The organism is Vibrio lentus, assembly GCF_030409755.1.
Classification (GTDB): Bacteria; Pseudomonadota; Gammaproteobacteria; order Enterobacterales; family Vibrionaceae; genus Vibrio; species Vibrio lentus.
Genome location: NZ_JAUFQE010000001.1, coordinates 1246356 through 1259254, shown reverse-complemented (window position 1 = coordinate 1259254; position 12899 = coordinate 1246356). Strand labels below are relative to the sequence as shown.

At 46.9% G+C, this 12899-nt stretch carries 8 protein-coding genes; 5 read left to right on the top strand and 3 right to left on the bottom strand.

All coding sequences use genetic code 11. The annotated features are described in order from the left end of the window. Positions 1–120: 120 nt before the first annotated feature. Entirely contained in the window at positions 121–2571 is a 2451-nt protein-coding gene (locus QWZ07_RS05255) for a family 20 glycosylhydrolase (RefSeq protein WP_192853776.1), read from the top strand. Positions 2572–2655: 84 nt separating this feature from the next. On the opposite strand, the gene QWZ07_RS05250 is transcribed toward QWZ07_RS05255, so the two are convergent. Next, on the bottom strand, positions 2656–4755 hold the full coding sequence (locus tag QWZ07_RS05250) for an ATP-binding protein (RefSeq protein WP_192853775.1): 2100 nt from the start codon (positions 4753–4755) through the stop codon (positions 2656–2658). Positions 4756–4984: 229 nt separating this feature from the next. Here QWZ07_RS05250 and QWZ07_RS05245 point away from each other — a divergent pair, with 229 nt between their 5' ends. The 4 genes from QWZ07_RS05245 (at position 4985) to lhgO (ending at position 11233) form a co-directional block, all read left to right on the top strand. After that, positions 4985–6325 (top strand): sigma-54-dependent transcriptional regulator, encoded by a 1341-nt coding sequence (locus QWZ07_RS05245; protein WP_017111226.1) that lies wholly within the window; start codon positions 4985–4987, stop codon positions 6323–6325. A 320-nt stretch (positions 6326–6645) separates the two neighbouring features. After that, complete coding sequence (locus QWZ07_RS05240; RefSeq protein ID WP_017107135.1) at positions 6646–7659, top strand: TAXI family TRAP transporter solute-binding subunit; 1014 nt, start codon at positions 6646–6648, stop codon at positions 7657–7659. A 152-nt stretch (positions 7660–7811) separates the two neighbouring features. Further along, positions 7812–9989 carry a TRAP transporter permease gene (locus QWZ07_RS05235; RefSeq protein WP_102512925.1) on the top strand — a complete coding sequence of 726 codons (2178 nt, stop codon included), beginning with the start codon at positions 7812–7814 and terminating at the stop codon, positions 9987–9989. Positions 9990–10015: 26 nt separating this feature from the next. Next, complete coding sequence (lhgO, locus tag QWZ07_RS05230; RefSeq protein WP_102486893.1) at positions 10016–11233, top strand: L-2-hydroxyglutarate oxidase; 1218 nt, start codon at positions 10016–10018, stop codon at positions 11231–11233. A gap of 127 nt (positions 11234–11360) precedes the next feature. On the opposite strand, the gene QWZ07_RS05225 is transcribed toward lhgO, so the two are convergent. Then, the gene (locus tag QWZ07_RS05225; protein ID WP_061021044.1) at positions 11361–12134 is read right to left on the bottom strand and encodes an ADP-ribosyltransferase; all 774 of its coding nucleotides are present in this window, start codon (positions 12132–12134) and stop codon (positions 11361–11363) included. 15 nt (positions 12135–12149) lie between these two features. Beyond that, a complete protein-coding gene (locus tag QWZ07_RS05220; protein WP_102280055.1) occupies positions 12150–12899 on the bottom strand; it encodes an ADP-ribosyltransferase in 750 nt (249 codons plus the stop codon).

The following is a 12899-nucleotide window of genomic DNA, read 5'->3' as shown; positions in this document are numbered from 1 at the left end:
AACTAGTGAGAACAAGCTTTCGAATCAGAGATAACGAGCAACAGCAGTGGCTGATGGTTCTGTTTTGTGAATCGCCTCCGATAAACAAAACAGAACCGTATTTATATAGGAAATCTAATAATGAAAAAAACTATATTATCCCTATTGATTTCAGGTTCAGTAGTGTCCCCAATGGCGTTAGCCATGGCTCCAAATACCGATCTAAATTTAATGCCGTACCCACAAACGGTCGAGCTGCAAGCTGGGCAAGTTAAGGTCGACGGTAACTTCAAGGTTTACATCAAAGGCTTTAACTCTGACCGTGTTGAATACACGGCGAAACGCTTTATTGATCGCCTTGAGCGTCAGACGGGTGTGCCGATTCTAAATTGGCAGGCGGATAGTGCAGACGAAGCGAGCCTGATCATAGATATCGATGCGGCGCCAAAGTCTGAAGTACAGAACATCGACTCTGTAGAGTCCTACAAAATTACCACTCAGGGTGAACAAATCACGCTGAGCTCTCCAAGCCCATACGGCACTATTCACGGCATCGAAACCCTTTTACAGCTCGTTGAAACCACGGCGGCTGGCTACCATATTCCTGCCGTTATGATAATCGATGAGCCTCGCTTCCGCTGGCGTGGTGTTTCTTACGATACTTCACGTCACTTCATTGAATTCGATGTGCTGATTCGTCAGTTAGATGCGATGGCGTCGGCGAAGATGAATGTGTTCCATTGGCACTTCTGGGACGACCAAGGCATTCGCATTCAAACGGAATCTTGGCCGCGTCTGTGGTCTGAAACCGCTGATGGTAATTACTACACCAAAGACCAAGTTCGCTACCTAGTTGAATACGCGCGTAATCTTGGTATTCGTGTGATTCCTGAGGTCTCTCTTCCGGGTCACTCTTCTGCCGTGGCTCACGCTTACCCGCGTTTGATGTCGGGCGGTGAAGGGCAAAACTACGAGCAAGAAAGAGGCTGGGGCGTGTTTGAACCTCTCATGGATCCACTGAACCCAGAAGTCTACGAGATGCTAGGTGACGTGTTTGACGAAGTGACCGAGCTGTTCCCTGATGAGTACTTTCATATCGGTGGCGATGAGCCGAACTATGCGCAATGGAAAAACAGCGAAAAGCACCAACAGTTCATTGAAGAGAACAATATCGATGGCGAGCGTGGTCTGCAGTCTTACCTCAATGTAAAAGTTGAGAAGATGCTCGAAGAGCGCGGTAAGAAGATGACCGGTTGGGATGAGATTTGGCATAAAGATCTGCCGACTTCCATTGTGATTCAAAGCTGGCAAGGGCACGACAGCATTGGTCGTGCGGCGAAAGAGGGCTACCCAGGTATTCTTTCTACGGGTTACTACCTAGACCAGCCTCAGCCGACTAGCTACCACTATCGCAATGACCCAATGCCAACTGGCATCACGGTTGACGATAAGCTGCACAGCGGCGAAAAGTTCGTGACGTATCAATGGCAGAAGCCACGTTCAAAAGGCGGCCCACGTAAGGGAACACTGACCATCATTGAAGCGAAAGATGGTACTTTCCGCGCATTCAGTGATTATAACGGCAAGTCTCGTGAAGAGATTTACATCCTTGATTATGTGCCGGGTAAAACCTTCGTTGGCCACTTCGATAACTTCATGTCGTACACCGAATTCAACCTAAACCTGAATCCAAAGGGTTTTGCAGAAGGCAGTTATCAGTTAATTGGTAACGTGCGTTGGCCAACCACAGGTGAAGTGATTGCGAGCAGTGATGTTGAAGGCAGCGTGATTCCTGAACCAAATGGTGGTTACCCAGCAGAATTAACGGATAAAGAAAAAGAGCTTATCTTGGGCGGCGAGATCACCATGTGGCTAGAAAATAAAGATAGCCTCACAGTCGAAAACTACCTATGGCCACGCAGCTATGCGATTGCAGAGCGGTTCTGGTCAGATGCGGAGTTGACCGACGAGCGCAGCATGTACAAGCGTATGAAAGCGATGGATACATGGTCTGAAGTGTCGGTTGGACTTCGTCATCATGCGGATGCTGATATGTTGTTAAAACGTATTGCCAAAGGCCAAGATATTCACGACCTGCGCGTGCTTGCGAAATACACTGAACCAGCACAGTACTATGCACGTAACTGGGAGAAGTGGAACTCTACTGAACCTAAGGGCACTTTATACAGCCAATACGAGCGCTTAAATCGCTTTGTTGATGCGCTGCCAGTAGAAAGCTACGCCGTGTATGAGATGCAAGATTTGGTCAACGAAGTCGCGACGGGTAATCAACAAGCGCTTGAGCAACTTGCTCAGCATTATCAACAAGCAAAAGCGGCTGCACTCGCCGCTGAGACGGTCTTCGCAGGTAATGTGTCTTCGGTAGAGACTGTGATTGTCGCAGAGAAAACGGCGGAAGTCGCAGACTTGGCGTTAACCTTGATTGCTAAAGCACAAGCGAGTGAAAAAGTTAGAGCATCAGATGCGAATGCCTACCAAGCGATACTGTCGGATTCAGCGAAGATCTACGACGAATCGATCATCGCGATTGTTCGCCCGACAGAGCTCTTGTTGAAGCAGTTGGCGGAGTAAGCCGTTAACGGATTAGCGAATAAGTCACACGCCAATAAGTGAATCAAAACCGCCCTCTGTGGGCGGTTTTTTAGTTTTAGCTTCTCAATAGAGTGTGAATTCTAAACTCTGTGTAAGCGACCACTTACTATCAATATTCTGTAGCGTTAACGTAAATGTCATGCCTTGGTCTGGGTTGTTCTTCGCTATCAAGGTACCTTGCATATCCCGCACATTGTTTGCTGTGATAGCTAGTCCGAGTCCTAAGCCTTCGCCCATCTTTTTGTTGGTGTGGAAGGGTTCGAAAATGGTTTCGAGTTGGTCTTCTGACACGCCACAGCCATTATCTTGCACCTTGATGATCACACGTTGTTGCTCGGTATGTGCGCTGATAACAATGGTCGCGGGTGTTTGATTCTGCGTAGCGTCCACAGCATTTCTAAGTAAGTTGCCAAGCACTTGGCGAAGTCGTGCCTCTTCTCCCATCACCATCGAAATATTAGAGGCGACACGCACGCGAATATCGACGTTGTCTAATTCGGCTTGGTGAATTCGTAGGGTTTCTTGCAGTGCTTCGGTGAGTGAAACTGGATAGGGCTTCTCAAGTCTTTTAAAGGCGAACGACTTCAATTGACTGGTCATGTTGGCCATTCTGTCGATCAGGCTCATGACTAAGTCCATGTTCGCTTTCAACATCTTGGTCTCACCTCTTTCCATCAGCAATTGATTACTTGAAAGCAGGGTTTTTAGCCCCGTAAGTGGTTGATTAAGCTCGTGAGTGATCGCGCTCGACATCCGCCCTAATGCGGCAAGTTTGCTTGATTCCACCAGTTCTTGTTGCGCATCTTTGAGATCTTGGGTTCGCTCTTCTACTCGCAGTTGAAGCGTCTTATTGGCGTTTTGAACCGCAATTTCCGCTTTCTTACGCTTGCTGATGTCGATTACGGTACACAGGTAATAAGGCGTTGAATGCCAAGGGAATGAGCTAATAGAGAACAGCACAGGGAAGTAGCTGCCATCACTGCGCCTTGCCATGGTTTCGACGCTGGTGATCTCAGCCAGTTCTTGGTGCTGTTCCAGGTTCTTGAGTAACTGTAACGTGGTTGAATTTGGGTTGCCTGCTTCAAATAACTGCCACGCCTTGATGTTGCTGATCATTGAATCAGAAAGGCAAAAGTAGTTCTTCGCCATCAGGTTAATATCGTGGATATGACCATGTTTATCGATCAGCACCAGCCCAACGTGGGTTTTATTGATCATTCCAGACAGTCGTTTTTCTGACTCTTCGATGAGCTTTTGGATTCGCAGATTACTGAGCTTTTTCTGACGTCTTTGATAAAGAATAACCAGCAACAGCAGAATGAAAAGACAGCCAACCGCAACACTCCAGCTGATCCAGTTCGTGGTCTGATTGAGGCTGGTTAATGGTGTTAGGTAGGTCAAACGCCAATTGAGGTCGTCTAACTTGATGGATTGGATAAGGTAGTCTTTATCTTGCAGTCGCCACACGCGAATATGGGTTTGGTCATACAGCTCACGTTTTGTCGCTGTGGGCTGAGAATTGAACGTGTCATTGAACCAGTCAGCGCTCAGTCGTTTATCACTCGACAGAAAGAACTGATCGCGAGGGTTCTGGAACAGGATCGCTTCACCATCAGCAAACCATTGATCGGTTAATAATGACAAATCGATTTGCACCGCGACAATACCGACCACATCGGAGGCCCGATAAACCGGCGCAGCAATAAAGTAATCGGGTGTCACGCCTTTATTTTTGGTTACTACAGAGATAGCACCACCTTGCTGGTGGATTTTAGACACAATCGTGCTGGCGTTCTTTTTGCTCAGCTTGCTTCTTTCAACACTCGATACCAACAAATGACCTTCGCCAGAAAGCAGATACCAGCCCTTGGTGTTGGCCGCTTTATCCAGTTGAATCAGCTGCTTCTTAATGCGTTTTTCGAGGCGGGCTTCACCATCAATGAAACGCACACTGGTTTCATCGTTCGTCACTAGGTAGGGCAGATAATAGAAGCGTTTCAGGGTACGTCTGGCTTCGGCAATGTATCCGAGGAAGCGCTGTTCTGCATAGCGTTGGGCTTGTTCGAGCTTCCATTGGCTTATGCCACTTTTGGTGGTTACCTGAACCAAACCAATTAATAAACAGGCACATAGGAACAACCAATATCGATTGTTATTCATCATTGCTGATCAAATCCTTTTAAAATTAGTGACTTGTCCCTTTAAACTAGTGACTTGAGAAGGTTTTCTGTTTGCTTTTTAAGCGGATGGAGAGTGAAACAAGTTGAAGCTAACAAACATTATAAAACTGTTAAAGGAGTGTTATTCAAAGTGGGAGCTAGCTCCTTTTCGTCTGCGGATTTTTTACATACCGTGGGCGACATTATTCAGAGGTAAGTGGCGGAACCAAACCATGCAGCGTATAGCTTTGATTGAAGATGATGCAATTGTGCGTCAAGCAACCAGCCAATGGTTACAATTAGCGGGATTCGATGTCACCGCATTTGAGGTTGGGCAAGATGCGTTAAACGCGGTAGAGCAGGGTGATTTCCAAACCATCATCACCGACGTTCGTTTACCTGATATAGACGGCGTTGAGTTGCTTGCGCGATTTAAGCAGTTAGTACCTGAGGTGCCTGTCATCTTGATTACGGGGCATGGCGATGTCGATATGGCCGTGAAAGCGTTACAGCAAGGCGCGTATGATTTCATTGAAAAGCCATTCGACCCTGAGCGTCTGTCTCAAACGGTTTCGGAAGCGGTCGACAAACATCAAAGTGGCCAAGACAGAAACAGTCGTCAGAACTATCTGGATAACCTGAAGGGTATTGAACAGGTGCTGATTGGTCGCAGCAAAGTGATGTGTGAATTGCGAGAGCAAATACAAAAAGTCGCCTCGATTGATACTAATGTGATCATTTATGGTGAAACCGGCTGTGGTAAAGAGCTGGTCGCCTCTTGTCTGCATGAGTTTAGCCAGCGAAAACCTCATCCGTTTGTGCCGTTAAACTGTGGCGCGATTCCAGAAAACCTCTTTGAAAGCGAACTGTTTGGACACGAAGCTGGTGCGTTTACTGGTGCAGCCAGACGACGCATTGGTAAGCTTGAATTTGCCGACAAAGGCACGGTGTTTCTCGATGAAATAGAGAGTATGCCGCTGTCGATGCAGGTTAAAGTGCTGCGCACCTTGCAAGATAATGTTGTCGAACGCGTGGGGGGTAATCAGCAACAACATGTTGATCTACGAGTGGTCTCTGCTTCGAAAAGCGATCTACTGAATCACCCCGATTTTCGCCAAGACCTTTTCTATCGTTTGAACGTTGCCCAACTGCATTTACCTCCCCTTAGTGAACGAGAAGACGATGCTTTGATCCTTTTCGAGCACTTCACTCAAGAAGCGAACAGTGAAACCCGAGTTGCCAGTGAGGCCGATCGTTATGCCTTGTTGTCGTATGCATGGCCGGGCAATGTGCGTGAACTGCGTAATGTCGCGATTCGTTTTGCGTTGGATGAAAGCCTGACAGTGGGCGATATATTGGCGTGTCGCCCCAATTCTGTCACAGAGTCCACAACGGCAGGCATCCCGTTGGCGGTTCAAGTGCAGAGCTTTGAACGGAAAGTGATTCATGATGCGCTAGTGCGTTATCAGGGGCGCATCAATGATGTGATGCAAGATTTGGATTTACCCCGTCGAACATTGAACCAAAAGATGGTGCGTTATGCGTTGAACCGAAGCGATTATGTCGATTCGTAAGTGATGATGAGATTAGAGAGGCTGTCTGAATCAATGAGCAAAAAATGGCTCATCATAAATTTATCATTTTATAAACATTGATCACGCAAATGTAACACAGTGTGACTTGGCTACCTTTAATCCGATGTTATTCGCTGCTTGGGATAAGCAAAAAATAGCTCATTGATTCGTCGTCAAATAAGCAAAAAATGGCTTACTTTAGGTGAGTTTTTAAATAAAAATCAATAAAAACAGATGGTTAAAAATTGGCATTGTGCTTGCTATCTAGCAATTGTTGTTAACAAAAATATAACGTGAATAACTCTACATGGAGAGTAATAATGAAATACAACAAGCTAGTTAAAACTTTAGCAATCGCAATGGCCTCTATTGGCCTTATCAGCAATGCCTCAGCTCAAGAAGATCGCAGTTACATTTTAGCGACGGCCTCAACGGGTGGTACTTACTATCCAGTGGGTGTGGCTTTAGCGACATTGAGTAAAGTTAAGCTTGCGCCAAAGCAGCACTTTTCTTTGGCGGCTATCAGCTCAGCAGGATCGGGCGAGAACGTGAAACTTCTCAATGAGAACGAAGCACAGTTTGCCATTCTGCAAGGTTTGTATGGCGCGTGGGCGTGGCAAGGGCTTGGTCCATATGAGAAGTCAGGCAGTCAAAAACAACTGCGTTCAGTCTCTATGTTATGGCAAAACGTTGAACACTTTATTGTGCGCTCTGATCTGACAGAAACGGGCACCATGAGTGATTTAGAAAATCTAAATGGCAAGAAATTCTCTATCGGTAAGAAGAACTCAGGTACAGAGAATTCAGGACGCCAGATCATGCAAGGCCTGTCGGTTAACCCAGAACAATTTAAACTCGCCTTTATGGGTTACGGCGGCAGTGCCAGCGCACTACAAAATGGCACCATCGATGGCATGAATACGCCCGCTGGCGTGCCTGTTGGTGCGGTAACTCAAGCGTTTGCAGCCTTGGGTGAAGACATTCAAATCCTGTCATTTACTGATGCGCAAATCAAACAAGCGAACGGCGATTACAATATCTGGACCAAGTACGAGATCCCGGCAAACACTTACCCAGGTGTTGATAAGCCGATTACCACTATTGCTCAACCCAATTTCCTAGCGGTTCGTGAAGACATTTCTGAAGAAGACGTGTACCAGCTGACCAAAGCTATCTATGAAAACCTACCTTTCCTACAAGGTATCCACAAAGCAACCAAAGCAATGGCACTCGAGAAAGGGATCGCAGGTCTGCCTGTTCCACTTCACCCGGGCGCTGCACGTTACTACCAAGAAGTGGGCATCGATATCCCTTCTGAGTTGATCGTTAACTAACGGCCTTCGCCGAATGACGGTTTACGTTAGTTAAACAAAGACACCCTTCGTGACTTAATTGCTTGGTGCACGTTCGCTCAAGAATGTGTGCGTGCACCTGCTTACTTTATGGATTTTCTCTTCGTGTTTGCTGCGGAGAGCAGGAGTTTTCTATGAGCGATTCGCTGCAGCAGGAACTGAAAAAATTTGAACTGCCGACCCGAACGGATTTTCCGTGGGTAGGCAAAGCGATAACGACAATGGGAGTGATACTCTCGCTGTTACACATTTGGTTTAACACCTTATCTACCTTGCCTGAGCTTTGGATCTCGGCGACCCACTTTGCTGGTTTTGCGATCATTTGCGCGCTTTGGTATCCCGCCCATATCTCATTGAAAAAAAGCAAAATCGCTTTGGCTGTGGATATCGGAATCGCCTTGGCAGCTCTAGCTTGTCTTATCTACATTCCCTTTGCAGAAGATGCCCTTTATGAGCGAGGCGTTAAGTTTATCGCTAGTGATTGGTTCTTCTCTATCTTGGCGATTGCCATCGTTATTGAGCTGATTCGCCGTACCATGGGCTGGTTTATTCCGGTGCTTATCTTAGTGTGTTTGAGCTATGTGGTGCTGTGGGGGCAATGGACTAGTGGCATCTTCCACTTCCCGGGTCTGAGCCTTGAAACACTTCTTTATCGAAGCTTTTACTCATCAGAAGGGATGTTCGGTTCTATCTCAAGAATCAGCTGGACCTTCGTGTTTATGTTTATCCTGTTTGGTGCATTCTTAGTGCGTTCGGGTGTCGGTGATTACATCATTGATGTGTCTCGCGCAGCGGCTGGCAAGGTGATTGGTGGCCCCGGCTTCATCGCGGTAATTGGCTCAGGCTTAATGGGCTCGGTGTCCGGTTCGAGCGTAGCAAACACCGTATCGACAGGTGTGATCAGTATTCCTTTGATGCAAAAGGCAGGCTTCCCTTCGCGTTTCGCGGCCGGTGTTGAAGCGGCTGCATCGACGGGCGGGCAGTTGATGCCACCAGTGATGGGTGCGGGTGCGTTTATCATGGCGTCTTACACCCAGATCCCTTATGTTGACATCATTGCGGTTTCCTTCTTACCTGCGCTTATCTACTTTTTGTCTGTGGCATTTTTCGTGCGTATTGAAGCAAAACGCAGTGGCGTGCAAAAAGTCACTTCTGGCTGTGAACCTCTATTGAAGGTATTGCTGTCGGGCTGGCATAACCTGATCCCATTAGCGGTGTTGGTGACTCTGTTGGTGAAGGGCTTCACGCCGACTTACGCAGCGGGTATCTCGATTCTGTCTGTCGTCGTGGCTTCATGGTTCTCTAAAAATCACAAAATGGGTCCAAAGGCGATCATCGAAGCGCTTTCTCAAGGCGCAAAAAACATGGCGACCACGGCGGTGTTGTTGGTGGGTATTGGCCTCGTTATCAACGTGATCAGTACGACGGGTATTGGTAACACCTTCTCGTTGATGATCAACAGCTGGGCGAACGGCGACTTGTTGGTGATGATTGCCTTGATCGCATTGGCATCTTTGATTCTGGGGATGGGCTTACCAGTGACGGCGGCTTATATCGTGTTGGGCACTCTGTCGGCTCCAGCTTTGTACAAACTGATTGCTGAAAGCCAGTTGCTCGACTTGCTGGTTTCGGGTCAGTTACCTGAACAGGCGAAAGCTATCTTCATGTTAGCGGCACCAGACAAGTTAGATTTACTGAATGCGCCAATGGCTCTCGAAACAGCCAAAGAGATGATTGCGTTAGTCCCTGCTGACTTTGTCGAAACCCTACTTGAGCAAAGCTTGGGCTTAGAAGCGATCAGCCTTGCACTGCTTTCTGCACACTTGATCATTTTCTGGTTGTCGCAAGACAGTAACGTAACCCCGCCAGTTTGCTTAACTGCGTTTGCCGCCGCGACCATTGCTAAAACACCACCAATGAGAACCGGTTTAATGGCATGGAAGATCGCCAAAGGCCTGTACTTAGTGCCATTGTTGATTGCTTACACCAACTTAGTAAGTTGGGATGTGACCTCGGTTTTGGTCACAGGAGGCTTTGCTATTATTGGTACTTACGCGTTTGTTGCTGCGATTGAAGGTTATCTAGAAAGTAAAATTAATCTGCTGACTCGTGTTGTATTAATCGCGCTGGGTGTGGCATTGGTTTGGCCTGATATTTCCGTCGTGATTCGTCTAGTGTGCGTAGCACTTTTCATTGGTCTCTTTATTCACACGGCTCGTCAATACGATGCTAATCAAGTGAAAAAGGAATCGGAAGATGAGCAAGAATCTTTGCCTCAAACCGAACCTGACACTGTCGCGTCTTCCCTATAATTAAAAGGATTGAATGTAGGAATATTATGAACTCAACATACGACTATATTATCGTTGGTGGTGGCATTGTTGGCGTGTCGACGGCATGGCAATTACAGCAAGCTCATCCGGATAAAAGTATCCTTTTAGTCGAAAAGGAGCGTGGCTTCGCGCAGCACCAAACGGGTCATAACAGTGGTGTGATTCACGCTGGCGTTTACTACGCTCCGGGCAGTTTAAAGGCGGATTTTTGTAAGCGTGGTGTAGAGCGCACCATCGCCTTTTGCAGTCAGCACGATATCCCTGTCGAAAACTGTGGCAAGCTGTTGGTCGCGACCAATGAGCAGGAAGTGGAGCGCATGAACGCGCTCTATCAACGTTGTCATGATAACGACATTGATGTCGACCTCTTGGATCAAGCGCAGCTGAAACTTGCAGAGCCGAACATCACGGGCTTGGGCGCGATTTATGTCAAAACCACCAGTATCGTCGACTACAAAAAAGTCACCGAAGTGATGGCTCAAGAGTTTGTTGAAGCGGGTGGTAAGCTCAGTCTAGGCACGGAAGTGATCTTGGCCGATGAGCAAGAAGATGAGGTGCAGTTAACGTGCAAAGTCGATGGTCAAACTCTACAACTGAACAGCCGATTCTTGATCACTTGCTCTGGTTTGATGGCCGACAGAATGACCAGCATGCTTGGCATTGAAACCGACTTCCAAATTGTCCCTTATCGCGGTGAATATTATCAGTTGGACGCCAAACACAACCAAGTGGTGAATCACCTTATCTATCCTATCCCTGACCCAGAACTGCCTTTCTTGGGCGTGCATTTAACACGCATGATTGATGGCTCCGTAACAGTAGGGCCAAATGCAGTTCAAGGCTGGAAGCGAGAAGGTTATGGCAAGCTTAACTTTAGTTTCAAGGACACTTGGCAGATGCTGAGCTTTGCGGGCTTTTGGAAAGTGACTGCGAATAATCTAAAAACCGGTTTGGTCGAGTTTAAAAACTCGTGGTGGAAGCCGGGCTATCTAAAGTTAGTGAATAAATATTGCCCGAGTATTACGGTGTCAGATTTCAAACCTTACCCAGCAGGCATTCGTGCCCAAGCGGTACTCAAAGATGGCACCTTGGTTCATGATTTTCTGTTTGCCGAAAGCCCAAGAAGCTTGCATGTATGTAACGCGCCATCGCCGGCAGCGACTTCGGCAATGCCGATTGGGGAGTATATTTGTGGCAAGGTGATGCGTAAAACCGCAAGCTAATAGCGCTAGATTAGCGAATATCAGTAATAAAAAAGACCATCATAATGATGGTCTTTTTGTATTTAATCGTTCATTAAGAACATAATCTAAGAAGACGGTGCATTACGTTATAGACTGGTGCATCAGGCTACAGGCAGTAGAGGGAACTGCGATTTCGAAGGGAGACTTCTTCACCATTAAAGCTGTCGTATATATGGATATCGGGTTCAGCTTTAAGATAACGACTAGGGTTCTTTACCTCTCTCATCTTGATGTAGTTTCTGTGTGGCGATATCTTTTCAATCGCTTCTACTCGATAGTAAGTGTTGGGTTTAGCGAGTATTTCAGCTTCATCCGGTTTGAATGTGTAAGCATTGATCGCCCGACCTGCTGACTTTAACTCAATTTTGAATTGAGCTGCAGAGGCGCCTTCGTAAACGCCAGCCGACGAAAAGTTCTTGGCAACACTCGGTAATGTCGAAGTCGATAAAAACGCTTTCTCGTGCAGAATGTCACCGATGTTGAGCTTTTCCAGTAGCGAGTTCTTGATTGATGAACCTCGATAAACGGTACCCTTGTAGTTGGGTAATTTATTCATCACATTCCGCATATGAAAGACTCGCGACTTTAATGTACGACCAAACATTTCTGACAAATACCCTTCAGGTTCTCCCGCCCTCATGTATTCATTGACCACGTCGTGATCCACTCGGCCATAGTTTTTGATTGCGGAATACTCTTCTGGCACCATCTTTTTTTCTGCTTTTACATGGTGCGTCGTTGCCCAATCCATCAAGTCATCCGCAATTTGTTGTTGCGCCTGATAGGAGAGTGAACGCCCTTTAAACTCAGGAAACTCCTCACTTTGTGCCGAAAAACTTGTCATTAAAGAGAGACAAAGCACTCCAATAAATTTTTTCATTGCTTGATCCTTAGTTTATGTGCAAACGAGAGAGTGCCAAAATGATGCTTCTACTTCTTCGCCTGAATAGAGGTTATATTTCTGAGTATTTTTGACGGCAGACGCCTTCACTGTCTCAACGCCGATGTAGGTATGGTTAGAAGTTCGCTCTATCTGGGTGATTCGAAAGTGTGCATTTGGCGCAAATAGAACCTCTGCTTCTTTGCTGTATTCCGAAAGCCCTGCAATGGTGTGACCCCCTTGATTGATCTTTACTTCAAACAGCACTCGCTTGAGCCTTTGTGGGGAGTTGGGATGCACTACCGAAAAGCGCTTAGCGACTTCTGGGAGAGTAGAGGTTGAAGTAAATGCTGGCTCGACCAACACGTCCCCCTCTTCGAGCTTGTTAAGCAGAGATAGTTTTACCCAAGTCCCTCGATAGGCGGTCCCTTTGTATTTTGGCAGCTTGTTGAGAGCCGATTTAACCGTGCGAATGTACTGCCTCGCATCCGCCCCCGCGACACCCCATGTTGAGGTGTCAGTTGCTCTTAGGTAGTCATTAGCGGTCTGATAGCCGGAAATTGAAAAGTCTTCCACAGCTTCCTTTTCATTGGCAGTTATGAAGGAGTAGCGCCAACCATTGGAAGCCTTTGACCAGTCGTTGAAGTCTTCTGCTAGTTGGATGATTTCTTCCTCAGAACGGTTTGGCTGTTTGAGCGTATCAAACGGCTGAGAGAAGCCAGCAAAACTCAAACAACAGAGAAGTAATAAAAAACGAGTATTCAT